Here is a 25365-nt window from a genome sequence, read left to right on the forward strand (position 1 = left end):
AAATCAAAAGCTAGTTTAAATCAACACGGCTTATATCCCCATACATGAATGCAGACGTTTTACGCCGCTTTTTGATAATAAAAACTTTGAAAAAATTTATAACGAGTATAAAAGTCAAAGTGAAAGTCAAGATCAATCAGAAGCCGGATCTGAACAGGAAAAAATAGTTGCTGTTCGCAAAAATGATGGCGGTGATATCATTGCTTTCAAAACAGAAAGTGGAAGAGAACTTGATTATATGACAGCTCTTGATGAGGCAAAAAATGGCAAACTGGCCCATGTTGATGTATTCCATAAATATGGGAGAGATATCATCAGAAGTGAACCAGATGGAATAAAAGAAAATAATTTAGATAATCTGGATAGTTTTTAATATGGTGTAAATAATTCAATATAGCTCTTGTCTCGTTTCGAGGCACAGAGCTTATTTTTTTGTAAGTATTTATATACTAACTATTAGTAAAATGTTAAAAGCCAATTAACTTTTTCGTCAGTAGTTACTACAATAATATCCTAGTAACATAAGGATTTTTGATAGAATAAAATAATCTATTAACACATTTTATAAGAATAATCCGCGCAAATTTATAATGATTTCAACATATTCAGAATATTTATGGTAAAATAAAGTATGTATTTTTCAAAAACAGGTATATAGAAATAGCTGTTTCTATTATTAATATTACGAAAGTGTTGTGGTTAAGGTTGAGTAGGAATAGAAAAAGAATAATAGCTATCGGATCTTTTATTTTCTTTGGGTTCCTAGTGTCCTATTTTCAGTTTGTAGATACTCCGGCATCACCGAATCATGAAACTGCTACGGAAGCACTAAATATTTTTAAGTATCAACAATCTCCGTTTGAACCGGAAGAGATGACTACCGCGCTAACAGAAGGGTATTTTGGTGCAATTACAAAAGAAGACATACATAGTATAGAAATTTTAACTTCGGTGGAGCAGGATTCCAGGTGGATTCTTTTGATGAAGTATACTGTCGGTGATGGATTTCCTTATCACGCAATTGTTGAAGTTAAAATGAATAACAATGGTACTAAAAAGAAATTGTTATTTGCAGCAGCGGAAGATTTTTCTGGATATGGTCATTGGTATGACGTGAAGCATGGAATTGGTTTTGGATCAGGTGTGGAGGTTATAGAGAAAGTTCGCGTTCAAACAGAGCACAATCAATACATTAGTTTTCTGCACAATGGATTTTTTATTTATGTTAGTGAGGAAAAACCTGAGAATATTACCTTTAATAGTGAAAAAGATACAGTTCTGCATGCAATTGAAACATTTAATTTTGATGAAGTCTATCCATTACTTGCTGAAAGAAAAGGTGAATACTCACTTTTTATAGTTGACTCTTCTGGAACTGACTGGATAAAAATCTTAAGGGAAAAAGAAACAATGATTGCAAATACAATCCAGACAACACAATCGATAGAAAACGCTAGGAAAGGCTATCCATTCCTAGATTTACTAAAATCACCTGCTTTTATGGTTTTCGACTATAATGAAATGATTTTTCAGACATATGATAGAGAGACTTTTTTAGCATTTTTAGAGGATTTAAAAAAAGATTTTTAGTTAAAAGAATTAGAGATGAAAAACTAGTTATAGGTGAAAAAGAACGAAATGAGGATTGCAAATGAAACAAGAATTCACTATTGATTGTGGTGAAATTTTATTAAAGGAATTCAGTATTGATGACGTTGATGCTATTTATGAGCTAACTTCTCAACCTGAAGTCTATGAATTTTTGCCAGATTGGAAATCTACGAGAGAGCAACGATTGGAGTGGGTTACCAATTACGAAATACCATCAAATAATGCCTTTTTGAATGCAGTGCCGAACATTGATGGACAAAATTATTTGAAGCTAGGAATTATATTAAAGGAAACGAACGAGTTCATTGGCTTCTGCAATACTGGGATTAAAGAAGAGTTGCCAGCACCTAACCGAGAAATTGCTTATGCAATTTCGACAAACCATAGAAATAAGGGATACACGACAAAAGCAGTTAAAGGGTTGATTAACTACTTGTTTGATCATACAAACGTCAAGGTAATAAATTCAGTTGTTTTGAAAAGGAATGAAAGCTCGGTTAGAGTAATACAGAAAAGTGGTTTTCAATTTAAAGGAACTGTTGAAATTGAATCCGAACAATATGATCATTATGTTCTCTATAAAAAATAACAGAAACATACGTTCTCTTATTGTGATATAATATATATAAAAGTTTTGGAGGACATGTTATGGATATTAAAGAATGTATGACACATTATCGAGTACAAGGTTTAAGTCTTTCCTTAATAAATAACTTCCAAATTATCAATACGGAACACTATGGTGTACTTGAAGCTGGAACAGAGCGGATTGTAGACAACAATTCTGTTTTTAATGCTTGTTCGATTAGTAAATTTCTAACATCTATACTAGTGATGAAGTTGACGGCACAAGGTATCATTGATTTGGATGAAAACGTAAATAACAAGCTTAAATCCTGGGAAATTCCTGATAACCAATATACTGCAGTTAACAAGGTTTCGTTACGAAACTTGCTTAGTCATCAATCTGGAATAATAGATCCAGATGGTAGTTTTAATGAATATCAAACTGATAAAGGTTTCCCTTCAATGACAGGACTATTGAAAGGGACTTCCTTGTACAACACTATACCAATTGAAGTTACATATGAACCAGGCACCAAATTTCATTATTCTGATGCAGGTTTTTGTATCATTCAGCAACTAATAGAAGATGTTATGAAAAAGCCTTTCCAAGAGGTTTTGAGTGAAGAAATTTTTGTGCCTCTACACATGGAAAATAGTACTTTTGATATAAATGGTTTCAAGGTTTCATGTGGTCACAATAAATATGGCGAAATCGTTGATGGAAAACACCCGATTTACCCGTATCCAGCGGCATGTGGATTTTGGACAACTGCAAGTGATTTAGCGAAACTACTACTTGAGTTGCTCGAGGCAATTAGGGAGAAAAGTAGACTTGGAATTTCGTCATCAGTCGCAAAAGAAATGATTCAATCCCAAAATGGCATGGAATGGACAGGATTAGGTGTATTCCTAGATGATTCAGGAGATGAATTTGAAATCTCATCACTTGGCTGGGGAATTGGTTTCCAGTGCATGCTAGTGGGATTTCCCCAATCTGGATCCGGGATGGCTATTCTAACGAATACGGATTTAGGTGTACATCAGCTGAAAGGTATTATTGGTGACATTTATCGGGATTATATGAATTGTTAGAAGTTTGTTAAAGGAGACATTACATGCTTTATAGAATAAATCCTCACCAATTGCCAATAATTTTGATTTTCATTTTCATAATTTCTTGGAACATTTTTACTGATTTTGTGGGAACATCAACACTACCATTAGTATTCTTTTTATTGTTGGCAATCGGACTAGCGTTAACTCGTTTTTCATTAAAAATAAATGATAGCCATTTAATTTACCAGATCAAATTATTCACGAAGCCTTTATATCGAAAAGTAGTCTCCTATGAACATATAGACCAGATGAAATTCATACGAGTTGGCTGGGCTAAGAAAGGTGCAATAATAAAGCTAAAAAAAGGATTTGCAATTAGACTTAAAGTACTTGAACCAAAAAGTGGCTATGATGACTTACTTGATTTTGCAGACAAGCATGCAGTAAATGTAGTGAAAACAAAGGATTATCTAATTTTGGAGAAGATGAAATAGTACCATGATTGGGAAGGAGTAGGGGATATGAGATCTATCAAGGTGACGGAATACAATGATCAGTGGGGACAACTATTCATAGAGGAAGCTCGAAAACTAGAGGGGATTTTTGGTGAAGAATTAGTAGAAATTCATCATATTGGGAGCACTTCCGTAAAGGGCTTAAAAGCAAAGCCAATCATTGACATGATGCCGGTAGTCAGAAATATTGAAAATGTGGATGATTTTAACGATGAAATGGCTGCTATTGGGTACGAAGCATTAGGAGAAAACGGGATTAAAGGTAGAAGGTTTTTCCGAAAAGGTGGAGATAACCGGACGCATCATATACATGTCTTTCAAAAAAATAATAACGAGGAAATAGATCGTCATTTGGCTGTACGAGATTACTTACGTACACATGCTGATGATGCTCAAACATATGGAGATTTAAAGGCGGAACTTGCGAAACAATTTCCATGTGACAGCAAATCATATGTTAATGGAAAAGATTCTTTCGTTAAAGAGTTAGAAAAAAAAGCGTTGGATTGGTACAGGAAGTAGAAACCTACCAACCGCGCCTTTTTATTTGCACGAAGGTTTATATGGTATAATTAATAAGAAAATTTCGATTTGTCTTGTAAAGTTTTTCACCTATGTCTGGAGGTATATAATGGCTATTATTATAGAAAAGCCAACTGCCACCCAAGTAAGGGACATTGCTAGAATCTGTTCTGAGGGATGGAGGCTCACGGTAGAAGGGAAGTTAACTGAAGAATATATCATAAAGAATGTGGATTTTTGGTACAACCTAGAACGTGTTAAGCGTGACATACAAAACGAGAACTACACATATGTAGCTATATCTAACGGAAAAGTAGCTGGTGTTATCGGTGGAGTAATGACTGGTAAAGAAACTTGCGAAATATTTGTTTTGTATGTTGATGAAACATATCGGTATCAGGGTATTGGACGTCGTCTCCTTAAGTCATTTACAAATGAACAAATTACACTAGGGGCTAAGGAACAGTGGGTATCCGTACAAGATGGGAATCAGCATGGAATCCCTTTTTATGAAGCTAGAGGATTTATTTTTCAGGAAAAAAGATTGACAAAAACTGAAACAGGGGAAGAACAAGTTTCATTAAGATATATGCGAAAAATAGAAAAATAGCGAGTAGAGGTGAAGAGTAGTGAAGAAATGGAAGCGGGATATAGAAATAAACGCACCGATTGAAGAGGTATGGAAATTTTTTGATGGTTCGTTAGAAAACATGCAGCGTATTATGCCAAAAGTAATTGAACACAAACCGGTGAAAGTAACGGATGAGGTAGTTGGAAGTGTATATCGTCAAAGCTACAAAGAAGGTAAACGGGTAGAAGAGTATGATGTCGAGACATTGGAATATATGAATAGCGCAGACAGAAAGAAACTAATGGTTGGTTTTACGCTTGCGAATATGTTTGAAATTAAAGCTCTTTATGAATTAAACAAAATCAATGATACAAAAACTTCATTAACTTATACGGTAACCAATCGCCCGTTAAAGTGGTACGTTAACTTGTTCTTATTGTTCGGTAATGACAAAGTAGTCGTTCAATTTTTAGAGCGAGTTAAAAACGAAGCGGAAAGCTCTAGGAATAAGGGATAAAAGGATGTTTATACATGTTAAAGCCAAGAAAATTAGAAAAAGGAGATAAGATTGGTATTATTACACCGTCTACTCCTGCACCAGTGAAATTTCCAGAGAGATATCAAAGAGGATTAACATTTTTACAAAAGCTTGGGTACGAAATAGTTGAGGGATCATGTTCCAATAAACAACAGTCTTATCGCTCTGGAACCATAAATGGTAGGACAACTGAAATAAATGAATTTATTCGTAACGACGATATTAAGGCAATAATTAGTACAATAGGTGGAACAAATTCTAATTCTATATTACCTTATATTGATTATGAGTATCTCAAACGAAATCCTAAGATCTTCATGGGTTACAGTGATGTGACAGCATTGCTGTTAGGTATTTATTCGAAAATAGGACTTGTTACTTTTTATGGTCCAGCCATCGTTCCATCATTCGGTGAATACCCTGAGATGATACCAAAAGGTAAGGAATATGTTGAAGATGTTATTTCGATGAGAAAAGCTGCTCCATATACACTAGATATTCCAAGTGAATGGACCGATGAAATGATTGACTGGAATTCACAAGATAGAGCAAAGAAGATGGTTAGAAATGAAGGATGGATTTGTTTAAGAAAAGGTAGTTCCAAAGGGAAGCTGATCGGTATTTGGCTTTGTCATGCCAATATTGAACACATTTGAAAAAACATTTGGTGATAAATTCATTTCAAAGATTAAAAGGTTTTTTATTTCGAGTGAAGGCAATCAACCAACTTCTGAAGAACTTGATGCACAGATAAAAGCTTTTTGTGAAAGATTTCAAGTGAAAGAATCTAAATACATAAGAAAAGCTCTTAATGAGGAAGTAAACTTCACGGCCGAAGGTCTTCGTCTTTTATTTGGTTATTATCGTTTGAATTTGCCTCACATACTTAAAAATATATCCGTTCAAAGTCTACTTATCTACGCATCTTTTTACGGAATCGATAAAAAAAGGGCAAGTAAAACAGAAAAAGCAATTACAAAACTCAAACCTCCTGAACATGTAACCATATCAAAATTAGATAGTCATCACTATGTGCATTGGACTGGTGATAAATGCTTAGATGAAATAAGTGAATTCTTAGAATGTCCAACCGAACTAATTTCATAGAATGAAAGTAGGGATAAAATGAAGCAAATTGATGAGAGTTATATACATGAAAAATATCGGACAGCTATCTTGAAGCAAGTAGAAAACGATCCGTATGCGAAATCGTTAGGTATCCAATTAACGAAGTTTGAAGCGGGAATTGCAGAAGCAACGTTAGAAGTACAGGACCATATGGTAAATACACATGGCACTGTTCATGGCGCAATTATTTATGCGTTGGCCGATCACGTTTTTTCAGTGGCTTGTAATGCTTATGGAAAAACCTCTGTTGGGCTGTCGACAACTATTCAGTTTGTTCAAGCAGCGAAGCCAGGTGACAGGATTATTGCCCGTGCGACTGAGTTAAAACGGAATTTTCGCACAGGATTTTACCGTGTTGACATATTACACGAAGACGAATTAATAGCAACAATGGATTCTGTTTCTTATCGTAAAAGTCATTATTTTATTGATGTTGATGAATAGAGGTGGAGCATTTATGAAAGGGATTGTTTCGATTAAAATAAGTGTATACCTACTGGCTGCAATCATACCGGTGTTGGCGTTAGGAATTTATTTTTCATCAAACAACGAATCTTTGTTTTTCGTATACGAATGGCTATTGTTAGCTTTAATCATCTTTTCTTTAATGTTTGCAATTAGAAGTAGTGTGACGATCAAAAGTGACCGAAGATGGACAGCATTGTCGATAGTAGTATTCCTACTTCAATTTTCGGTATTAAGTTTGTTCTTAGGTCCATTCTCATACTTTGGGATGTTTTATCTATACTATGCGGTTGTGATACTAGCATTTGTTATGTACTTTCTTACTTTAAAAAAGTGTAAGTCACAGAAAAGCATCCCAATCGTTTTCATTATCTTAACTGGATTGATGGCACTATATATGATATTTTTGAATGCTTTGTGGGGAAACAATTTAGCTTAAGTTGAATGGAGGTGCTAACATGTTCTGGATCATTGTCCCGATTATTGTAATCTTTGTCGTCGCTGGGTTATTTAGAGGGAAAAACATTGATCAGGAAATGAACGAACATAAGCGAAATAAACAAAAGATGCAGACCCGAGATTGGTGGTAAGGGGACGGAGTAGTTTATGATTATGAATGAAAAAGTGTTTCATGTTAAAGGAAGAGTGTATACTATTCGATCTGCAATCGAAAATGATGCAAACGAATTATCTGCAGTTAGATTACAGATTGATGGAGAAACGGAAAATATGGATAGAGAAAAAGGGGAAGCCTTTATCGACTCCGCAGGTTTTGAAGAGATTATCAACACTGACACTGTACATCCAAGGAACTTATTTTTAGTTGCAGTTGTAGGTGATAAAATTGTAGCCTTTTCAAGGTGTGAAGGTAGTAATTTGAAGCGATTCTCCCATAAAGTAGAATTCGGTGTATGTGTTTTGAAAGATTTTTGGGGCTATGGTATCGGAAAAAATCTTTTACAAGAATCGATTTCATGGGCAGAGACCAATAATATCAAAAAAGTATCTTTAAATGTATTAGAAACAAACGAAAAGGCTATTAAACTATACCAAGATTTGGGGTTTGAAATCGAGGGTGTTTTGAAGAAAGACAAGATTCTTTCTGATGGAAAATTTTACGATACGATAGTGATGGGACGGATAAGATAGGAAGAAGTGCTTGAAATGACACCAAGACAGGTCAAATTCTTTTATATGTGTAGATCTTGTACGAAAAAGATGTGGAAACATAAAATCCGAGGTTAGCACTAACGCTGTTACCTCGGATTTTATGATTAGTTTAGCTAGTTACTTTTTTGCTGTATTCAATTGTGGCAGTTACCTTTGCAATACGTTTATCAGCCACCTCATCAACTTCAAACTGAATATCTTTATAGTTAATTACAGGTTGTTCACCGATATTCGGGATATAGCCCAGTTGGTCAATTAAGAAACCACTTAACGTATCGAAGTCATCCGTTGGTAATGAAATCTCTAATTGGGATTCCACCTCATGAAGGTGGCATGTACCAGAGATTGAAAATTTACTTGGGGTAAGCTTCTGGATTTCTTCAACTGGTGTATCGATTCTAGCATTCTCGCTAAATATATCGCCAACAATTTCTTCAATAATATCCTCGATTGTAATAATCCCTTCTGTGCCACCATATTCATCGAGTACTACTGCGATGTGCAGGTTTTGATGCTGCATATCTCTAAATATAACATCAAGTTTTTGTGCCTCTAATACGAAATAAGGTTCACGCACAATGTCGCTAAGTTGGAATACTCCTTCGACTGAATTCTCTAGAAATTGAATTAAATCCTTAGAATGCAATATTCCAATGATATCATCAAGATCTTCGCCGTATACTGGAAAACGGGTATATTTTTCAGCGTTTACCAACTGAATAACCTCTGTTAAAGATGCATCAGCGGATAAAGCGGTCATATCGGTACGGTGTGTAATAATATTCGAAGCTGATTTATCATTGAATTCAAATATATTGTTGATCATTTGCTTTTCAGTTTTTTGAATCGTGCCTCGTTCACCACCGTCATCTACCATCATACGAATATCTTCTTCACTAACATCGTCCCCCTGTGCATTTGGGTCAACACCAAACAGCCGTACGATAGTGTCTGTAGAAAAAGATAGAAATTTTACGATTGGTAAACAAACTTTAAACAATACAGTAAGAGGCGTGACCATAAGGTTGGAAATTGCTTCAGCTTTTTGTATGGCAAGTTGTTTCGGGACAAGTTCGCCAAAAACCAATGTGAAATACGATAAAACAATTGTTATAACAATTGTTGAAAATGTTTCAAGAAAAGCTTGTGAAGCAGGTATACCCATCTCATATAGCGTTTCTGCTAGAGGCCCTGCAAAAAAATCTGCCGCAAATGCACTTGCCAAAAATCCAGCCAATGTAATTCCAATTTGAATTGTTGAAAGGAAACGACTAGGTTCAGAGATTAGATCATAGATTTTCTTTGCTTTTTTATCTCCCTTTGATGCCATTCGTTGGACTTTGTTTTCATTTAATGAAACCAAAGCAATTTCAGAAGCTGCGAAAAAGCCATTTAATATAATTAGGATGATAAGAACCCCTATTGCAAGCGTCAATTAATAATACCCTCCATAAATAAATGTAACCTAAATCAGTAATTTAGTATCTAGGTAATATTAATCTTATCACAATTTTATTGCTTTTTCTTTTAAAATAAATGGTGCTTAGGGTGGTCTTGTATTATAATAAATCTACTAGAAAAAGATCGAGGTGACACGCAATGACTGAAGAGAAAAAATTAAGTCCACAAGAAAAAATGAAGCAACTTCTGGAAAAGAAAAAGCAGGCGCAAGCGACCAATAAGAACAATATGAATATGTCTAATACAACACAAAGAATGAGAAGTCAACAAACAAAGAAACCTAGTAATACTCGACGCAAGATGGGTAGCTAGTAACTATCATCTATAATTAATGTAGAAAATCATACTAGATTTTCTACATTTTTTTTGTGGGAAAGTTGAAACTTTTTAAGAGGAATGATGCTCTAATGGTTAAGGGGGGCAAACATGGAACAATTAAAACTGATAAAAAAAGCAAAGAGAGGAAACCAAAAAACTTTTGAGGATCTCCTTTCATTACATACTGAACAGCTTTATCGTACTGCATTTCTATATGCACGAAATCGGGAAGACGCACTCGATATTGTTCAAGAGACAGCCTACAAAGCCTTTTTAGCTATTGGAAAATTAAAAGATGATAAGTATTTTTTAACATGGTTAACAAGAATACTTATTAACTCTGCATATGATTTGAGAAGAAAACAAAAAAAGGAAATTCCGTTTGAAACTATAGAAGAATTACCATTGAAAAAAGAAGAAAGTTATATCGATTATATGGATCTAATTAGTGCAATAGGGCAGTTAAAAAGTACATATTGTGATGCCATCATTTTATTTTACTTTAATGATTTACCGATTAAAGAAGTAGCTACCATCATGAACATTCCAGATAATACGGTGAAAACATATCTACAAAGAGGAAAGAAACAATTGAGAACAATTCTAGAAGGGATGGGGTACAATGAAAGAAAAATTATTTCAAGATAAATACAATGAAATTGAAGTACCATATGATGATGTACAATTGGCAATCAGAAATGGAGTACAAAAAGTGAATAAGCAGGCTGCACGAAAAAATAGAATGAGTAGAACTAAAAACTATATTATTTCAACCGCTGCAGCTGTTGTCTTATTTTCTTCAAGTTTCCTTGTTCCTTCTGTATCACATGTAATGGCAAATGTTCCGTTAGTTGGCCATTTGTATACTAATTTTAATGATCTTGTAGGAAGAAATCTGGAATCGCAAAAATTAATTACACAGTTAAATGAAACCTCTCATTATAACGGAATAGACCTCACCGTAACAAGTGCCTATTATGATGGTGCGGTTATTGGAGTGACATTTAATGTGAAAGGAGATGTTGAGTCAGTTCAGGATGATAGTTTACTGGCACTCTATGAAATTTTTGATGGAAATAAAACCTTATCGGAGACAAAAGAAATCGCACACTTAGAACCAACTGATAAGGGATTTACTGGTCACATACAAATGAGCTATCCGGCAACAAAATTGCCTGACACTGCTTCCGTGCCTCTAAAGTTTATGCGGATTGGTGAAGAGGAAGGTATTTGGAAATTTAATGTACCGATAAAACAATTACCATATGAAACAATACTTTTGGATTATGAACGAAGTAATAAGCAAGCGGACGTACAAGTGCATATTGATTCGATAATTGCAGGAAAAGCATCTACTTCAATAAACTATACGGCAACTTTTCCAAGAGAAGGAAAGCATGATCAAATTCGGTTAGAAGCTTATGATGACAAAGGAAAAGAAATTCACATTTCTGTTGATGGGATTGATTTAGAAAAAACGAATCTTGATAAGAAATTTACTGTAAAAGGGAGAAGTATTATTCCACAAGAAATTGTAGGAAAAACTAAATATATAGAAATTCATCCGAAGATAGCCTTATCACTAAAGGATCAATTTGTTGAATTAGACCAGCAAACACCTATCAATGTAAAAACGAGTAGACAGAACTTGTCTGTAATCGTGGAAGATATGAAAATAGAGAATAATAAGTTTGTATTGGATTTTCAGTTTAATCAAGGTGAAAATTATGATAAACACGCTACGTTTTTTGAGAACCTCGCGAAAAATGATGTGTTGTTAGTAAAAAAATCAGAAAAAGATGTGTATCAAGAACCTATAAACCATGATATAAAAGTATTAGATAAAGCCAGCTTACGTTTTAGAAGTAGTTTTCAAATTGGAAACAATTTTGACCCAGATGATTACGTAGTGAGAGTTAATTTAGGGGCAATAAGTTCTAACATACCAATGTATTTAGATCCGGTTAGAATATATTTAAATGGAAAATAAATAAATCATGCCACCTTATAACACTTTGTTTTAGATTATTATTATAAAGGTATCCACTATTACAATCGACTTATCAAGTGGATGGGTGGCATGATGATAGAGTTTTCTAGGAGGTACCTCATGAAAATTAGACCTACAAAAATAGAAGAATTTATGAAAACGGAAAACTTCGTCCACGAAGTTTTTCAAAACACCACATTCTCAGATGGAGTCGTGGAAAAGAAGTTAGTTAAAGAGATTCGTGAGAAGCGGCATTACATTCCTGAATTAGACTTAGTTGTTGAAGATGATGGAGAAATAATTGGACATTTCATTTTATCAAAATTTCCGATATGTAAACAGCACGAAAATGAAATGCTGATGTTATCACCAGTTTCAGTTGCTATTTCCAAACAACGACAAGGTATCGGAAACCTTATGTTGCGTGAAGGGATCAGATTAGCTACTGAATTGCGATATAAAGGAATAATAGTGGAGGGTGACTTTCGATATTATCGACGTTTTGGTTTTAAAACTTCCACAGATTTCGGAATTTCTGCTTCTACGAAAAACCTTCCGCCATCTGAAGAATACCTAATGGCACTCGAACTATATCCGAATGGATTGGCGACTATAACTGGTGAAGTGGATTATTCGATTTACGAAACATTATCGTGAGCATATAGATGCGTTAAAAAGAAATATCCTACTGAACTTTATCATTCGTTAGGATATTTCTTCACATTAATATTTATCTTTATCTATTATAACGCCAAATGTATTTCCATCTGGATCATGAAATTCGAATCCAATAATTGGTCCTTCGTCCTCTATATTTGTGACTTCCACTCCTTTCTCTTTCAGTTTTTCATGCGTAGCTTCAAGATTAGTTGATGTTAAGTTAAAAAAACATATTTTCATATTATTGTATGCTTTGAAATGCATGCTTTGTTTCTTTTCAACCTTAACAATAGTCAGGTACTCCTCACCTTCGGGGAAATAGAAGTCGGCACCACCGTTGTCTGGTCACTTTCTAACAAACGTTATTTCCAGCACGTTTTTGTACCATTCTATTGAATTATTAATATCTGTTACAGGTACAAACACTGCTCCAATTTTTAAATTGCCCATACATACTCCTCCTTGTTATTGGTCATTACGTATAACGAATATAATGATTAAAAAGATACGCATGAATCGAAAATTTTTCATCTTAAATGTTTAGTTTGGTGGATTCAAGGATTCTGCCGTTTTTACTATGCATTTTTATCCGACTTTTTAATAGATTTAAAGAGAGGGAGGCTATGTTAATGAACCGAAAATTGCTTGTAGTAATCTTGTTAATCCTACCATTGTTATATGCATGTTCTACTGCAGAATCTAGCCCTGAGTCTTCAATCCCAAAATCGTGGATAGTATTTCAAGGAAATAAATATATCTATGAAGCGAGTTATTCAGCTGATGAAATAAAGGATATTGAGTTACAACCAACCGGAGAAGTTACTGATAGTGATGACGGAACAGAAAAAGGGCTTAACATTTACAAAGCTTTAGAAAGCAATTCCATATTTGTCAAAAGTGAGACAAATGGATTAATACAATGGTTGAGGTATTCTAAAGTTAACTAGATTTTGGTTTGGTAGGATTGAACCGAATAGAATAATAGACAAGGAATATCTTCCTGTTTTTGGAAAAACTAGAAGGTTTTTGACAGGTGATGTCGTAATGTTAGTAATAAGCGCGCGCTAAAAATTTTGAGGAGGAACTGAAATATGAAAGCGAAACGATTACTTACAATATCACTTGCATTATCAGTAATTCTCACACCAACATTTGCATCAGCTGCATCAATTAATTTGGATGGAGCAACGAAAACCGTAAACGGTATCGAAGTGGAAATTCTGCCAAAAGCGAAGAAAAAGCACAAGAACAAAGATAAGGAAGAAGCAGTAGTCGAACGTTCAACAACAGTAGAGATTCTTGATGAAAAAGGTAAAAACGTTGGAATCAAAAAATTTAAGGCAACAACACAAAATGATAAATTACAATCACAAAGTAAAGCTTCGTTGGCTGCTACACGTACTGTAACAGTTCTTGCGGTTGCGGATGAAGAATATCGTGCAGCTTATGGTGATTGGCAGTCACGTATTCAAAATATTGTAGAACAAGCAGATGATGCTTTTAATCGCGATCATGCAATCGATTTTCAGGTACAAGCAATTGCTAATTGGAGTTCACAAGGTGGAAATGCGTCTCAAATCTTATCTGATTTAAGTCGTGATTGGAGTGGATACAATTATGATTTTGTTGTAGGCTTCACGAGAGAAAGTGATTTCAATGCTGGTGGTATTGCGTATCGCTACTCTTATGAACCAAGAGGAAGCGCATTTAGTGTTAATTTAGATCAAGGAACGTATAATACATGGCACGCAGCTCAACACGAATTCTCACATAATTTCGGATTACCACATGATGCCCAAGGTAGTGGTATTCGCTGCATTATGAATTATGATTACTCTTACCAAGTGGATTATTGGGATGCGGACCATGATGCTCAAATTGAACGAAACGAATATTGGTACTAAGTAATAAAAACAAAGCAGATTGTAGAAAAGCGGGTACTTTTCTACAATCTGCTTTAAAAATGTAGGTTAAAAAAATTGTGTTTTTTTCAACACTTAAAGTTGATTGCTTGTATTCAATATAACGGAACGATTTCACGATTATGATCTATTTTTCGCTGCATCCTTTTTCACTAACAACGGTACAATCATTGGAATGAATATGATAATGAACAATAACCTGAGAACTTGCATCGCAGCTACGATGCTCGCGTCGAGGTTTAATACTGCCGCAACAGATGACATTTGAGGTGCTCCAGCCGGGACGACTGAAAGCAAGCTCGTTGAGAGGTCAACTGGTGTCAAAAGGAAAAAAACAATGGTAGCCACAAATGTTAATACGAAAAAAGATAATACAATACTTAGGCTAACTAGACCAATACTTTTGAACTCCAAAAGTGATTTGCGGTCAAAACGCGATCCGATTATTACACCTAGCAAAACCAATCCTATTCCGACTAGTAGGTCTGGCATGGATGGTAGTGGTTGAATGAATGTATGAAAAAGAAATCCAACTATTATCGAATATAAAAATGGTGCAATTGGTATTCGCCATTTAACTGCAATCGCTAACGTAACAACGATTATCAGTGCATAGAAAAGAATTGCTGCCCACATGGGAATTGTTGAATGGACAACTGTTTCCATGTCGCTATTTTGTACCTTTTTTGAGTCAATTAACGGAGAAATATAACCAGCAATGATTGGGATGGTTGAGACGAGTAACATGATCCGGACGGATTGAAATGCTGCTACCATACTTACATTTGCTTGGTAATCTCTACTTAAAGCAATCATCACCGATGCCCCACCAGGAATACAGCAAAAAAGTGCTGTCTTCGAATCTAGGTTAGAGAAGCGCTCCAGAAACTTCCCCAAAAACCAGCTCGCACCGAACATGATAATTAATGATATAAAAAAGGGTAGCAAATAACTGGCTACATCTTGGAACATGGTAAGCCTAATGGACAAGCTTATACTTACCCCAATAATAGCAAGTGCGATATCAAACAAAACCGATGGAAAAGTTATGTCGTCGATAAAAATTTGATACAATGCCCCAACGACCATTGCACCTAATAACCACCCAGCGGGTATGTTTAGAAAGGTGAAAATGTATCCACCTAAAAAAGCTGCGATTAATACGATAAGTTGCTTCATCGGTTTCACACTTTCTAAAGAAGTCAGTATGAAAAAGTATAGCATAGTGATTGGTTGAAATCAGCATAAAGGTACTAGATGAACATCCAGTACCTTTACATTGATCGTAGCAGTAACTTTTTCAATAACGGTGCGAAATGATCTGGTAACTCGCTAACGCTTGGAACCATAACACGTTCTTTACCGTAAATATTTTTCATTGTTAGGTCTTCACGTTCGTCGATTTCTCCGTCAGCCAGAAACATCCCGATGACATCGATGCCTTTTTTACGTGCTTCCATCACAGCTACATTCGTATCGATAATTCCGTTTTGATCATAATTCATAGCAGCTGGTTCACCATCTGAGAATACGAGTAAGAATTTATTTTTTTCTCTTCTTCCCGTAAGTTCTTTTGTAACGACACGAATGCTAAAGCCATCACGATTATCTTCCTGAGGTTCAAGCTGCATGATTTTGGCTCCAGAATTTTGATGAAAAGCGTCTCTATGGGAATGAATTTCGTGAAAATAATTCGGTTGATAATTTTCCTTGACGTCATTTGCATCTTCCCAAAACCCGACGATGGAGTGGGGGATCTTTAGCTTGTTTAGAACTTCATGAAACAGAACAATGCCTCGTTTTGTTTCTTCCATTTTATTGTGCATTGATGCTGAACAATCGACGAGTAAGGTGAAAACAGCATCAATTTCTTTTGATTCTTGATTTTTCTTATAAAATACTCTCGGATTTTCTTCTAATACAATTGGCAATAATTTTTTTGAAAGCCTTCCGATAGCTAAATCCTTTCGAGGAGCATTTTTTTTATGTTCCAATACTTTTTCAATTGTGGTTGAAAGTCTTCGTTTGGAAGCTTCAATTGAGCTAACTACCTCTTGATAAGCTAGTTCGTCATTCTTGGAGGGCTTCGATGCTTCCTTAAAGATTGCGACTGCATCTTTATTTTCCTCACCGAATGGTGCTTCATTAGTTTCTTTTCCTTGATTTTCACTTTGCTTTTCTAGTGTATCAACCTCTGAATAATCATTTTGGTCACTTTGACCAGAGGTACCTTGAATCGATCCCATTGCCTGATCCGCATCTTCTGTTTCTCTTGCTCCACCACCCATGATGTTTGTTTTTGTACCTACTTCTAATTCAAACTGTAAGAAGTTTTGTTTTCGGTCACTATTCTGATTTTCCCTATGCCAGGAAGAGAATTTCTCATCCATGTATTCGTTGTTTTCCTGATCAACTTCTTCTTCGTCTTCGTTCGCTAAATCATCCGTTCTGGTTAATTCATCAAATAATGTGTTCATTTCATATTTTTCGATATGTAAAATCGGAAATGTAAAATAATCACTTAACATGTCTTTGTAATAACCTTCTAGTTGAAAGACAATTTTCTCGGCAGTTTTGGAAATGTCTTTGGTTGTTTTTGCTTCAAACGATTCATAAAGAATCGGTTTTATTTTTTCTAATTGATTTAGCTGCTGTTGATTTGCTCTTGAAAAAATGGGATCTGGTTGATCTGCCTGGATGGTTAAATAAATGAGACAATACAATTCATCAAGGGCAAATCCTCGGGTAATATGGGCATTTAATTCAGTTTCGAAATGGTGCTTCAAATACGCTGTCCGTACAGTAAAGTCTCTCTTTGTTCCAGGTCTAGCTTTCGTAATAAGTCCCTCTAACCGTATGTCCTCAAGCAATGTGAGTATTTGAACAGCAAACTTAGGTAGATTGGATTCTGCTATTGTCTGCAAATAGGTTTTCAATGTCGGAATGTGAGATGCTTTTAACGTGCCAATTGTTCGTAAAAAAATATCCGATTTGTAGCCGGATTCCCTAGTAGTGTTATCAATAACATCCCAAAAATGACTGCCCGTAACTTTTTCACCAATTAGATCAATATAGGAACCATACTTGTATTCAAAAGATAAGTCAGGCTTTTTAGATAGAAGACTTGCCATATCTTGTAGTAGTAAGAATAGATCTGTGTCTATCTTTGAATCATCCCAACGGTTAAATTTCATAATAGTAACCTCCTTTCGTTCCGGACTAATTGTAGCTTGCTCGGGAATTTATTTCCTAGAGAGAATAGTCTTAGCTCGGGCCGATCTCAACTCGGGCGCCAACCATGAGAACTCAGGCGATAGCCCCACTAACTCGGGAGATAAGTACCCGAACTCGGGAGGCAGTGCCATCAAGTTGGGCGTCAACCACCTGAAATCGGGCGACGGTACTATCAACCCGGGAGACAAGCACCCGAACTCATGCGACCGCACCACTAAATCGTGCCACTATTCTATTCCCATCTAAAACAACGTCCCAGCCAAATTTCGTACAAATTCTCGTTCTCGTTCTTCGTCCAACTTATCGACGATTGCACGTAAAATTGCTCGTTCAGGTGGGATGACAACACTTAGATCACACGCATCAAGCAATGCACGAATCGATGCTGCATCTTCGGCTAGCTTTCCTTGGGAAACGGCTTGTATCAAATCACTAGATAAGGTAACAAATAAATCAATGGTCTTTTCTTTAGACAAACTTGTATTCGTTTGGATAAGCTCCTTTAGTTGTTCACCTTCAATATATGGCACATCGATAACGATGAATCGATTTTTCAATGCTTCATTTAAGGGGACTGTTCCTACATAGCCTTCATTGATCGCGGCAATTACGTTGAAACCTTCTTCCGCCGTAATGATTTCGTTTGTAAAGGGATTGGTAATCGTTCTACGGTAATCAAGTACACCGTTAATAAGTGGCAATGTTTCAGGTTTTGCCATATTTATTTCATCGATATAAAGAAAGGTACCAGCTGTCATGGCACTTGTCACGGGACCCGGAACGAATTCAATTTTTTGCCTGTCATCTGAGTAGGCTAATGTCTTAAATCCCATCAAGCTTTCTGCGTCCAAATCCACCGAACAATTGATACTGTACATAGGTTGGTGAAATAGGTTAGATAAGGTTTCGGCAAATTTGGTTTTTCCAGCACCAGTTGGTCCTTTTAATAAAATATTTTTGCCCATACTTAGTGCTGTGATGGCATCGATTAATAAATCAATATGGGGAGGCATATAGCCCCCTTGTCTGATTAAATCAATTAGATCGTCGTTTGTACGTTTATTTTTAGTTAAAATTCCAACAATATTTTCAGGTAGATTATAGTTTGCAATCATTGAGAGAACTCCTTTCATGAACATTCTAAACCTAATTTGACAAGAAGACAAAGCATGTGAACAGTGTATGTTTTTTCACCATAACGTAAACAAATAATAGAAGTTGAAGAAAGGTGGGGTGGCATGTTTTCCTATCGAGGTGACGCACATAAAGAATATCTAAAATTAAAGGAACAAAACGATATTAAAACCAATAAAGAACTAAAAGAAACTGCTGAAATTAAGTCCTTTTATGAATCACTTGACAGTAAAACACTTCAATTGGTGCATTACCGAATGATTAAAGAACAAAACGGGATGGGGATTATCCCTATTTTTGTCACATCCATTCCTTGGTTATTATTTTTAATATCAAGTAAAGTACAGGAGATTTTGTTTTCACATAATGGTATTCATTGGACGATATTTATTTTGTTCTATCTCATTTTGTTAACTGTAAGTGTTATTTTTCACTTTAAAGAGAAAGCCTGGGCGGCGTTTCATATCGAGATAATTAAGGATATTTTACATGGAAGAAAGGAAAACAAAACAAATTAAAAAGGTACCTTGACATTGGAGTTGGTTATAGTATAGTTGTTATGTAAATGAAATTGATAATCATTATCATTCGTATTAATACATAACCAAGGAGGAGAAATTTATGAAGAAGTGGGTACTAATAGTAGGGATCCTTACTTTATCTTTACTAGTAGCATGCGCGGATAGTAGTGAGAAAACGAGTACTTCTAATGACGATACTTCTACAGATGAAAACCGTACCGTAACAATTGAGGATGCTTATGGAGAACAAACCATTAAAGGAACACCTAAAAAAATTGTTGTACTGGAATGGTGGTTTGCTGAACATTTACTCGCACTAGGAATTCAACCAGCAGGAGTACCAGATATTGAAGGATATAATAGCTGGATTAATATTGAAAAAGATCTAGCAGATAGTGTGGAAGACGTTGGAACGCGTCAGGAACCGAATTTAGAAGCAATCTCACGTTTAAATCCTGACCTGATTATTGCTGCAAAGTTCAGACACGAAAGTATTCTTGAGCAATTAAAGGATATCGCACCAACGGTAACATTTGCACCGTACAGTGAAGAAGCATCGAAAAATCTTTATAGCTCCATGATGAATGAGTTTAAGACGGTTGCAAAAATAGTAGATAAAGAGAAAAAGGCTGAAAAAAGGATTGCTGAATTGAATACTTTTTATGAGGATCAAAAGAAACGCGTTGCAGAAGCAGGATTAAAGGGATCAGAATATATCGCGACACTCGCATTCTCTACACAAAACACACCAACATTACGTCTCTATACAGATAATTCTATCGTGGCAAATGTGATGGGGAAGCTGGGCTTTGAAAATGCGTATGAATCGGATAAGGTCGAACCGTATGGATTTACTGAAGCAGGAATTGAAGCACTTCAAAACTTCCAAAAAGAAAATCTACAATTCTTGTATATCGTTCAAGAAAATGATAATGTTTTCGAAAATCAACTTAAAGGCAACCCAATTTGGGAAGAGTTAAGTTTTGTAAAGGCAGGTAATACCCATCAAATCCCAGGAGATACACCTGTTTTTGGTGGAGTATTGTCAAATAAAGTTCTAGCTAAAACATTGGTCGATTCCATGGTTGGTGAGTAATAGAGAAAGATATAATAAAAATGGTGCTTAAAATTAAGCATCATTTTTATTTACATATGGGTAAAGTACAATAAAGTACTTTTTTTAATTCATGTTTATGTAGGCTAGAAAGAGAGTTTTTTAAAAGGAGCAACGCAAAATGAAAATCATCATAACGGCTGACACACATGTTACGGAAAAAGGTAAAGCATTACCAGCACGTTTGATGGAGGCATGTAAAACAGCTGACCTCATTATCCATGCTGGAGATTGGAATTCAATGGACGTGTATAGTGAATTATCGAAATTAGCTGAGGTAAAAGGTGTTTTTGGTAATGTTGATTCGGATGATATTAGAAAAAATTTTCCTGCTGAACAAATTGTAGAGGTCTTGGGTTATAAAATTGGTATTGTCCATGGAGACGGTGAAAAGAAAACAACTGAAAAAAGGGCATTAGCGGCATTTCAAGATAAGGAAGTAGATATCATTATTTTTGGTCACTCGCATATACCGCTTGTGCGATATTTCAAACAAACAATGTTAATTAATCCGGGTTCTCCAACGTATAAAAGAAAACTTCCTTATCACTCGTACGGTGTACTTGAAATTGGGGATGAAGTTCGAGCGGAGATTGTGTTTTTTAATTAATATAAATTGTAGTGGAGTTTTTATCATTGGAAATAATGCTTCTTTTTTTGTGGGCATAATTATCTTGATTGTTGCTATTGTCAATGAGGATTACACAGCGTATTAACCAACCCACTAGTAAGCACTTGGAAAAGCTAGATAAAAGAATTTCAGCATTGGAGAACAGTAAAACATAGTTAGTTCTCATCTATGTTTTCTTGTTGTGAACTTTGTAGTTAGTGGACTAACTTTAAGTATTTCAAGTAATTGTTGTGCCATGTAATCAGGGGTTAGTTTAAAACCACCATCAACCCATTCGATAATCATCCCGAGTATTGCATAAGCATGATAACTTGCATACAAATCGGAGGCTATCTCATGTTTTGGTTCAATAACTGAAAGATCCTCTAAAGATAATCTTTTCAATTCATTTGTGATTATTTTTTGAAATCCAGGAAGAGCATTCGATTGAATAATGATTTGATAAAAATCTGAATGCATAGCTACATGCTCAAATATTTTAATTGCGGAAGTAGTTAACTTACTAACTTCAAACGTTTCTACATTATGATACGGTTCTCTGTATGATTCAACCAAATCCGAAATGATATCCTCTGTTATTTCATCGAGCAGATCTTCTTTATACTTATAATGTTTATAAAATGTTCCGCGATTGTAGTCTGCAAGTTCAACTATATTTGTAATCGTAATATCCTTAAGGTCCTTTTGTTGCATCAAGGTTAATAACGATTTGTGTAATGCTTTTTTTGTTCTTTTAACACGTTTATCGACTCCAACATTTTTCATAGACATTTCAATCCCCCTGTGTTGATTATTTCCAAATAAATAAACAAAATTATTAATGGTGTCTGGTAAACAACAGACGGCCATCGTGTTGTTTATTGTTCAAGCACAATATGTCCATTATACTATAGATGTAGGTTAATGGACATCTGTTCATTATCTCTATAGTAGATGCATTCAAAAAAAGAGGAGGCATATTGATGAAACTTCGAGATAAAGTAGCAGTAGTAACAGGTGGAGCATCTGGAATGGGAAAAGCTATTGCAGAACTGTATGCAAAAGAAGGCGCTAAAGTCATTGTAGCTGACCTAAATTTAGAAGGTGCAGAAAATGTAGTAGATGGAATCACAACTAATGGTGGTTCGGCCAAGGCGGTAAAAGCGAATGTTGCAGATTTGAAAGACATTGAGAATATGATCGATACTGCTGTGAATGAGTATGGAACATTAGACATTCTAGTAAATAATGCAGGAATTATGGACAGCATGGAACCTGCAGGGGATATCGATGATGAAAAGTGGGATCTACTTTTTGATATCAATACGAAGGCTGTCATGCGTGCTACACGTAAAGTATTGCCAATTTTTCTAGAGAAGGAAAAAGGTGTTATCATTAATACAGCTTCAACTGGTGGATTAAACGGAGCTCACGCCGGGGCAACTTACGCAGCTTCTAAACATGCAGTAGTTGGTTTCACCAAAAACACTGGATACATGTATGCGAATAATGGAATTCGTTGCAATGCGATTGCACCAGGTGGTGTGGAAACAAATATTGCGTCTACTATGAAAAACATTAATGAATTCGGTTACAGCCGAACGCAAAAAGCACAGGCCGTAATGCCACGTACAGGTAAACCAGAGGAAATAGCTCAAGTAGCACTATTTTTAGCTTCTGATGATTCAAGTTTTGTTAACGGTACTGTGATTACAGCAGATGCAGGTTGGACAGCAGCATTTTAAAGTATTTGAATCGGATAATGTAGCTTACTTTACTCCTTTAGAGGCTAATTAGTAAACTTTAATAAACCACCATTCATAACTATTGGATGGTGGCATTTTTTACCGTTTCTCATAGTATTTGATATGATATTTGATACAATATAGTAAAAATATGTTGATATATTTAGGGGGAATAGATGAGAGTGTCTACAGCTATTGGTGGTATTCACGTCGGTGATGTTATTGTTCAAATAATATTTTTGCTAGTTTTATTACTAATCACTGTTTTAATCGTTAGGTTTATTCGTTCTTTCTTTCATGGTAGAAAAAATCTGCAGAGCCAACTTAATAGGATGGAAGAAAAAATTGACTCCATCAAAAACAAAAAATAAATAACATTATTTAATTGCAGTAAACAAGAATCATATAAGGTAATTAGTAAAGGGGGGGTAAGTTTGAAAACTGAGGAGGAAAAAGCTTCAATAAGAACAAAGCATGGTTACTTAAGAAATAATCAGTATAAAACTTATTATGAGATACATAATCCTGATTTACTTAATGGAAATTCGAAACCTATTATATTATTGGCGGGGGGACCCGGATTATCCTATACAACTCTAACTCCTTTATTAAATTTATCTGATAGAAGATCAGTTATTGCTTATGATCAGTTCGGTAGTGGAAATTCAACTAGATCGGAACAGTTTAATTCGTTAAGTGTAAAAGATTTTATAGTTCAATTTAATAGTCTGATGACACATCTCGGAATTTCAAATTATCATCTTCTGGGGCATTCATGGGGTACAGTATTAGGCGTAAACATTGCATTGAAATATCCAGAGAATGTACAAAGTTTAATTTTACATAGTGGTATTGCTGACTGGAAAGAATGTCTTCTGGCAAGAAAACAATTTCAAATAGAACACTTTACTGATGATTTAAAACTGCTTTATAAGAAGATAAATGAAGGAAATTTTACGAAAAATGAACTAGAGAATTATAAGAGAATGTTTAATAGCCTCTTTTATTGTAGAAGCAATTATCCAAATTACTTAACGAAAGCATTGAATGATAAAGATTCAAAAACGAATAACTTAATTTGGAATCCAGAAATTAATAGAGAAATGGCTGATTATAATATTTGTTATAGATTACGTGAAATAAAATGTCATACACTTGTTATAAGTGGTAAATATGATGGCATATCAGTTGGTCAATCAGGACTGTTTAATGATGGTATTAGAAATAGTAGCCACATAGAGCTTAAAAATTCCTCGCATTATGCACATATAGAAGAAGAGAAGAAATTTATGAATACAGTCAGAGAATTTCTAAAGTTGGTTGAGGTGTAGGTGCTCGGTACCTAAACCTCAACTCACATCCACATACACATGCTCAGATGGGATCTTCATTGTTTTTGCAACTAAATCCTTAATTCCATTTTGCATATTTGTAACCACTTTTGAAGATCTGACCCGAATCAATGTGTATACTTCATCTTCATTCACACACCATACTTTTACGTCTTCAATGGACAATTCCGAGTTCATTCCTAATATGACATCTTTTATTCCATCAACAGAATAGCCATTTGGCGTACCTTCCATCAAAATATTGAACGATTCCTTCGTTATTAAAACACCGCCACGAATAATAATGATTGACGTAATAATACTTGCTGTTGGGTCTAACCATACAAGATCAAAAAATAAAATGGCAAGTGCGACGATTACTGCGCTCAAGCTTGTAATCATGTCTGCAAATACATGTAATAATGCACTCCGCATATTAAGGTTCGCATTTCCTTTGGATAAAATATATCCTACTAGAGCATTTATGATTAAACCGATGATACCTACAACAATCATCTGGTTAGGTATTATCTCAACTGGATCTATCATCCGTGTAATTGCCTCATAGACGATATAAAGCGGAATAATGATAAGCATGAGTCCGTTAATGAAAGCCGCAATTGGTTCAAATCGTTTATATCCAAAGGTCCGCTTTGAAGTAACCGCCTTTGCTGCCATGATTGTCGCGACTAAAGAAAGAATTAACGACATTGCATCCGAACCCATATGGAATCCGTCACCGATAATCATGAGTGAACCAGATATATACCCATATACGATTTCAAGTGCCGCAAAAATAAGGGTTAGGGAAGCAGCCCAAATAAATAACTTTTTATTTTTCTTTGTAGTTTTGTGTTCTTCCGTAGTATTCATTACATCACCTCTTTAATTATAATTATTATAATGTAATAATAATACTACTTATCAATAAATAAATCAAGCATCAATTGATAATGTTTTATTTTAATTGAGAATGATAATTAAGTTCAGTTGCATTTTTAGGCGGTTCAATAATAACAATTATCGTTAAAGGGTCATGTTGTAGAGGTTATTAGAAACATAATCACTGGAGTGATCAGTCCAATGATTATATTTTTTCATTGTCTAGCAATATTCGGAGAATTATTTGCTGTTTTATTGCAGATTTTTATAGATAGAAAAAAAGACGCTCGGGAGAAGTTA

General features: G+C 35.1%; 32 protein-coding genes and 1 pseudogene. 26 read left to right on the forward strand and 7 right to left on the reverse strand.

Going from position 1 to position 25365, the window contains the following annotated elements; translation table 11 throughout:
• The first annotated feature begins 40 nt into the window (after positions 1-40).
• The 14 genes from ACY9Z2_RS08780 (at position 41) to ACY9Z2_RS08845 (ending at position 8122) form a co-directional block, all read left to right on the forward strand.
• Positions 41-373: a DUF3892 domain-containing protein gene (locus ACY9Z2_RS08780; RefSeq protein WP_463609478.1), complete on the forward strand. Its 333-nt coding sequence runs from the start codon at positions 41-43 to the stop codon at positions 371-373.
• Between the two features lie 392 nt (positions 374-765).
• Positions 766-1590 (forward strand): hypothetical protein, encoded by an 825-nt coding sequence (locus tag ACY9Z2_RS08785; protein ID WP_463609257.1) that lies wholly within the window; start codon positions 766-768, stop codon positions 1588-1590.
• 61 nt (positions 1591-1651) lie between these two features.
• Positions 1652-2200: a GNAT family N-acetyltransferase gene (locus ACY9Z2_RS08790; protein ID WP_463609258.1), complete on the forward strand. Its 549-nt coding sequence runs from the start codon at positions 1652-1654 to the stop codon at positions 2198-2200.
• 59 nt (positions 2201-2259) lie between these two features.
• Complete coding sequence (locus ACY9Z2_RS08795) at positions 2260-3270, forward strand: serine hydrolase domain-containing protein (protein ID WP_463609259.1); 1011 nt, start codon at positions 2260-2262, stop codon at positions 3268-3270.
• Positions 3271-3293: 23 nt separating this feature from the next.
• Entirely contained in the window at positions 3294-3728 is a 435-nt protein-coding gene (locus ACY9Z2_RS08800) for a hypothetical protein (RefSeq protein WP_463609260.1), read from the forward strand.
• A gap of 27 nt (positions 3729-3755) precedes the next feature.
• On the forward strand, positions 3756-4271 hold the full coding sequence (locus ACY9Z2_RS08805) for a GrpB family protein (RefSeq protein ID WP_463609261.1): 516 nt from the start codon (positions 3756-3758) through the stop codon (positions 4269-4271).
• 109 nt (positions 4272-4380) lie between these two features.
• Positions 4381-4881: a GNAT family N-acetyltransferase gene (locus ACY9Z2_RS08810; RefSeq protein ID WP_463609262.1), complete on the forward strand. Its 501-nt coding sequence runs from the start codon at positions 4381-4383 to the stop codon at positions 4879-4881.
• 19 nt (positions 4882-4900) lie between these two features.
• Positions 4901-5359: an SRPBCC family protein gene (locus ACY9Z2_RS08815; RefSeq protein ID WP_463609263.1), complete on the forward strand. Its 459-nt coding sequence runs from the start codon at positions 4901-4903 to the stop codon at positions 5357-5359.
• Positions 5360-5373: 14 nt separating this feature from the next.
• Positions 5374-6036: a S66 family peptidase gene (locus ACY9Z2_RS08820; RefSeq protein ID WP_463609264.1), complete on the forward strand. Its 663-nt coding sequence runs from the start codon at positions 5374-5376 to the stop codon at positions 6034-6036.
• Positions 6023-6487 carry a hypothetical protein gene (locus ACY9Z2_RS08825; protein WP_463609265.1) on the forward strand — a complete coding sequence of 155 codons (465 nt, stop codon included), beginning with the start codon at positions 6023-6025 and terminating at the stop codon, positions 6485-6487. Before ACY9Z2_RS08820 ends, ACY9Z2_RS08825 begins: the two co-directional genes overlap by 14 nt.
• Positions 6488-6505: 18 nt before the next feature.
• Complete coding sequence (locus ACY9Z2_RS08830; protein WP_463609266.1) at positions 6506-6952, forward strand: PaaI family thioesterase; 447 nt, start codon at positions 6506-6508, stop codon at positions 6950-6952.
• 13 nt (positions 6953-6965) lie between these two features.
• Complete coding sequence (locus ACY9Z2_RS08835) at positions 6966-7412, forward strand: hypothetical protein (protein ID WP_463609267.1); 447 nt, start codon at positions 6966-6968, stop codon at positions 7410-7412.
• Between the two features lie 19 nt (positions 7413-7431).
• A complete protein-coding gene (locus tag ACY9Z2_RS08840) occupies positions 7432-7563 on the forward strand; it encodes a hypothetical protein (RefSeq protein WP_463609268.1) in 132 nt (43 codons plus the stop codon).
• A gap of 16 nt (positions 7564-7579) precedes the next feature.
• Entirely contained in the window at positions 7580-8122 is a 543-nt protein-coding gene (locus tag ACY9Z2_RS08845) for a GNAT family N-acetyltransferase (protein ID WP_463609269.1), read from the forward strand.
• A gap of 130 nt (positions 8123-8252) precedes the next feature.
• On the opposite strand, the gene ACY9Z2_RS08850 is transcribed toward ACY9Z2_RS08845, so the two are convergent.
• Positions 8253-9578, reverse strand: coding sequence for a hemolysin family protein (locus ACY9Z2_RS08850; protein ID WP_463609270.1), 1326 nt, complete (start codon positions 9576-9578; stop codon positions 8253-8255).
• A gap of 164 nt (positions 9579-9742) precedes the next feature.
• Here ACY9Z2_RS08850 and ACY9Z2_RS08855 point away from each other — a divergent pair, with 164 nt between their 5' ends.
• The 4 genes from ACY9Z2_RS08855 (at position 9743) to ACY9Z2_RS08870 (ending at position 12569) form a co-directional block, all read left to right on the forward strand.
• Positions 9743-9916, forward strand: a complete 174-nt coding sequence (locus ACY9Z2_RS08855) for a hypothetical protein (protein WP_463609271.1) — start codon at positions 9743-9745, stop codon at positions 9914-9916.
• A 114-nt stretch (positions 9917-10030) separates the two neighbouring features.
• Positions 10031-10570 (forward strand): sigma-70 family RNA polymerase sigma factor, encoded by a 540-nt coding sequence (locus ACY9Z2_RS08860; RefSeq protein ID WP_463609272.1) that lies wholly within the window; start codon positions 10031-10033, stop codon positions 10568-10570.
• Positions 10545-11912 carry a DUF4179 domain-containing protein gene (locus ACY9Z2_RS08865; protein ID WP_463609273.1) on the forward strand — a complete coding sequence of 456 codons (1368 nt, stop codon included), beginning with the start codon at positions 10545-10547 and terminating at the stop codon, positions 11910-11912. Before ACY9Z2_RS08860 ends, ACY9Z2_RS08865 begins: the two co-directional genes overlap by 26 nt.
• Before the next feature lie 120 nt (positions 11913-12032).
• Complete coding sequence (locus ACY9Z2_RS08870) at positions 12033-12569, forward strand: GNAT family N-acetyltransferase (protein ID WP_463609274.1); 537 nt, start codon at positions 12033-12035, stop codon at positions 12567-12569.
• Positions 12570-12635: 66 nt separating this feature from the next.
• Here ACY9Z2_RS08870 and ACY9Z2_RS08875 read toward each other — a convergent pair.
• Positions 12636-12884: pseudogene (locus tag ACY9Z2_RS08875) on the reverse strand (VOC family protein); the annotation flags it as partial.
• 317 nt (positions 12885-13201) lie between these two features.
• Here ACY9Z2_RS08875 and ACY9Z2_RS08880 point away from each other — a divergent pair.
• Positions 13202-13519 carry a hypothetical protein gene (locus ACY9Z2_RS08880; protein ID WP_463609275.1) on the forward strand — a complete coding sequence of 106 codons (318 nt, stop codon included), beginning with the start codon at positions 13202-13204 and terminating at the stop codon, positions 13517-13519.
• Between the two features lie 144 nt (positions 13520-13663).
• Positions 13664-14476 (forward strand): zinc-dependent metalloprotease, encoded by an 813-nt coding sequence (locus tag ACY9Z2_RS08885; protein ID WP_463609276.1) that lies wholly within the window; start codon positions 13664-13666, stop codon positions 14474-14476.
• A gap of 138 nt (positions 14477-14614) precedes the next feature.
• On the opposite strand, the gene ACY9Z2_RS08890 is transcribed toward ACY9Z2_RS08885, so the two are convergent.
• The 3 genes from ACY9Z2_RS08890 to ACY9Z2_RS08900 all read right to left on the reverse strand — a co-directional run bounded on the left by ACY9Z2_RS08890 (position 14615) and on the right by ACY9Z2_RS08900 (position 18843).
• On the reverse strand, positions 14615-15673 hold the full coding sequence (locus tag ACY9Z2_RS08890) for an AbrB family transcriptional regulator (protein ID WP_463609277.1): 1059 nt from the start codon (positions 15671-15673) through the stop codon (positions 14615-14617).
• A gap of 95 nt (positions 15674-15768) precedes the next feature.
• The gene (locus tag ACY9Z2_RS08895) at positions 15769-17688 is read right to left on the reverse strand and encodes a vWA domain-containing protein (protein WP_463609278.1); all 1920 of its coding nucleotides are present in this window, start codon (positions 17686-17688) and stop codon (positions 15769-15771) included.
• A gap of 282 nt (positions 17689-17970) precedes the next feature.
• On the reverse strand, positions 17971-18843 hold the full coding sequence (locus ACY9Z2_RS08900; RefSeq protein WP_463609279.1) for an AAA family ATPase: 873 nt from the start codon (positions 18841-18843) through the stop codon (positions 17971-17973).
• A gap of 123 nt (positions 18844-18966) precedes the next feature.
• Between ACY9Z2_RS08900 and ACY9Z2_RS08905 the strand changes: the two genes are divergently transcribed.
• The 3 genes from ACY9Z2_RS08905 (at position 18967) to ACY9Z2_RS08915 (ending at position 21107) form a co-directional block, all read left to right on the forward strand.
• A complete protein-coding gene (locus tag ACY9Z2_RS08905; protein WP_463609280.1) occupies positions 18967-19380 on the forward strand; it encodes a hypothetical protein in 414 nt (137 codons plus the stop codon).
• A gap of 103 nt (positions 19381-19483) precedes the next feature.
• Positions 19484-20479 carry an ABC transporter substrate-binding protein gene (locus ACY9Z2_RS08910; protein ID WP_463609281.1) on the forward strand — a complete coding sequence of 332 codons (996 nt, stop codon included), beginning with the start codon at positions 19484-19486 and terminating at the stop codon, positions 20477-20479.
• Positions 20480-20618: 139 nt separating this feature from the next.
• Positions 20619-21107 carry a metallophosphoesterase family protein gene (locus ACY9Z2_RS08915; protein ID WP_463609282.1) on the forward strand — a complete coding sequence of 163 codons (489 nt, stop codon included), beginning with the start codon at positions 20619-20621 and terminating at the stop codon, positions 21105-21107.
• A 183-nt stretch (positions 21108-21290) separates the two neighbouring features.
• Here ACY9Z2_RS08915 and ACY9Z2_RS08920 read toward each other — a convergent pair whose 3' ends face one another.
• Entirely contained in the window at positions 21291-21899 is a 609-nt protein-coding gene (locus ACY9Z2_RS08920) for a TetR/AcrR family transcriptional regulator (protein ID WP_463609283.1), read from the reverse strand.
• 191 nt (positions 21900-22090) lie between these two features.
• Here ACY9Z2_RS08920 and ACY9Z2_RS08925 point away from each other — a divergent pair, with 191 nt between their 5' ends.
• The 3 genes from ACY9Z2_RS08925 to ACY9Z2_RS08935 all read left to right on the forward strand — a co-directional run bounded on the left by ACY9Z2_RS08925 (position 22091) and on the right by ACY9Z2_RS08935 (position 24183).
• A complete protein-coding gene (locus tag ACY9Z2_RS08925; protein ID WP_463609284.1) occupies positions 22091-22852 on the forward strand; it encodes an SDR family oxidoreductase in 762 nt (253 codons plus the stop codon).
• Between the two features lie 176 nt (positions 22853-23028).
• Positions 23029-23223: a hypothetical protein gene (locus ACY9Z2_RS08930; RefSeq protein WP_463609285.1), complete on the forward strand. Its 195-nt coding sequence runs from the start codon at positions 23029-23031 to the stop codon at positions 23221-23223.
• Positions 23224-23286: 63 nt separating this feature from the next.
• Positions 23287-24183: an alpha/beta fold hydrolase gene (locus tag ACY9Z2_RS08935; protein WP_463609286.1), complete on the forward strand. Its 897-nt coding sequence runs from the start codon at positions 23287-23289 to the stop codon at positions 24181-24183.
• An 18-nt stretch (positions 24184-24201) separates the two neighbouring features.
• On the opposite strand, the gene ACY9Z2_RS08940 is transcribed toward ACY9Z2_RS08935, so the two are convergent.
• Positions 24202-25056: a cation diffusion facilitator family transporter gene (locus ACY9Z2_RS08940; protein WP_463609287.1), complete on the reverse strand. Its 855-nt coding sequence runs from the start codon at positions 25054-25056 to the stop codon at positions 24202-24204.
• Positions 25057-25365 lie beyond the last annotated feature (309 nt).

The sequence above is a fragment of the Virgibacillus sp. GM2-2 genome, from assembly GCF_055329585.1.

Bases quoted from the DNA above. Each gene is read 5' to 3' on its own strand.
- ACY9Z2_RS08895 (WP_463609278.1), bottom strand. From the start codon at position 17,688: ATGAAATTTAACCGTTGGGATGATTCAAAGATAGACACAGATCTATTC.
- ACY9Z2_RS08870 (WP_463609274.1), top strand. From the start codon at position 12,033: ATGAAAATTAGACCTACAAAAATAGAAGAATTTATGAAAACGGAAAAC.
- ACY9Z2_RS08840 (WP_463609268.1), top strand. From the start codon at position 7,432: ATGTTCTGGATCATTGTCCCGATTATTGTAATCTTTGTCGTCGCTGGG.
- ACY9Z2_RS08890 (WP_463609277.1), bottom strand. From the start codon at position 15,673: ATGAAGCAACTTATCGTATTAATCGCAGCTTTTTTAGGTGGATACATT.
- ACY9Z2_RS08930 (WP_463609285.1), top strand. From the start codon at position 23,029: ATGAGAGTGTCTACAGCTATTGGTGGTATTCACGTCGGTGATGTTATT.
- ACY9Z2_RS08915 (WP_463609282.1), top strand. From the start codon at position 20,619: ATGAAAATCATCATAACGGCTGACACACATGTTACGGAAAAAGGTAAA.
- ACY9Z2_RS08835 (WP_463609267.1), top strand. From the start codon at position 6,966: ATGAAAGGGATTGTTTCGATTAAAATAAGTGTATACCTACTGGCTGCA.
- ACY9Z2_RS08800 (WP_463609260.1), top strand. From the start codon at position 3,294: ATGCTTTATAGAATAAATCCTCACCAATTGCCAATAATTTTGATTTTC.
- ACY9Z2_RS08860 (WP_463609272.1), top strand. From the start codon at position 10,031: ATGGAACAATTAAAACTGATAAAAAAAGCAAAGAGAGGAAACCAAAAA.
- ACY9Z2_RS08905 (WP_463609280.1), top strand. From the start codon at position 18,967: ATGTTTTCCTATCGAGGTGACGCACATAAAGAATATCTAAAATTAAAG.
- ACY9Z2_RS08920 (WP_463609283.1), bottom strand. From the start codon at position 21,899: ATGTCTATGAAAAATGTTGGAGTCGATAAACGTGTTAAAAGAACAAAA.
- ACY9Z2_RS08865 (WP_463609273.1), top strand. From the start codon at position 10,545: ATGAAAGAAAAATTATTTCAAGATAAATACAATGAAATTGAAGTACCA.
- ACY9Z2_RS08795 (WP_463609259.1), top strand. From the start codon at position 2,260: ATGGATATTAAAGAATGTATGACACATTATCGAGTACAAGGTTTAAGT.
- ACY9Z2_RS08830 (WP_463609266.1), top strand. From the start codon at position 6,506: ATGAAGCAAATTGATGAGAGTTATATACATGAAAAATATCGGACAGCT.
- ACY9Z2_RS08885 (WP_463609276.1), top strand. From the start codon at position 13,664: ATGAAAGCGAAACGATTACTTACAATATCACTTGCATTATCAGTAATT.
- ACY9Z2_RS08845 (WP_463609269.1), top strand. From the start codon at position 7,580: ATGATTATGAATGAAAAAGTGTTTCATGTTAAAGGAAGAGTGTATACT.
- ACY9Z2_RS08805 (WP_463609261.1), top strand. From the start codon at position 3,756: ATGAGATCTATCAAGGTGACGGAATACAATGATCAGTGGGGACAACTA.
- ACY9Z2_RS08820 (WP_463609264.1), top strand. From the start codon at position 5,374: ATGTTAAAGCCAAGAAAATTAGAAAAAGGAGATAAGATTGGTATTATT.
- ACY9Z2_RS08855 (WP_463609271.1), top strand. From the start codon at position 9,743: ATGACTGAAGAGAAAAAATTAAGTCCACAAGAAAAAATGAAGCAACTT.
- ACY9Z2_RS08910 (WP_463609281.1), top strand. From the start codon at position 19,484: ATGAAGAAGTGGGTACTAATAGTAGGGATCCTTACTTTATCTTTACTA.
- ACY9Z2_RS08925 (WP_463609284.1), top strand. From the start codon at position 22,091: ATGAAACTTCGAGATAAAGTAGCAGTAGTAACAGGTGGAGCATCTGGA.
- ACY9Z2_RS08900 (WP_463609279.1), bottom strand. From the start codon at position 18,843: ATGATTGCAAACTATAATCTACCTGAAAATATTGTTGGAATTTTAACT.
- ACY9Z2_RS08810 (WP_463609262.1), top strand. From the start codon at position 4,381: ATGGCTATTATTATAGAAAAGCCAACTGCCACCCAAGTAAGGGACATT.
- ACY9Z2_RS08790 (WP_463609258.1), top strand. From the start codon at position 1,652: ATGAAACAAGAATTCACTATTGATTGTGGTGAAATTTTATTAAAGGAA.
- ACY9Z2_RS08940 (WP_463609287.1), bottom strand. From the start codon at position 25,056: ATGAATACTACGGAAGAACACAAAACTACAAAGAAAAATAAAAAGTTA.
- ACY9Z2_RS08880 (WP_463609275.1), top strand. From the start codon at position 13,202: ATGAACCGAAAATTGCTTGTAGTAATCTTGTTAATCCTACCATTGTTA.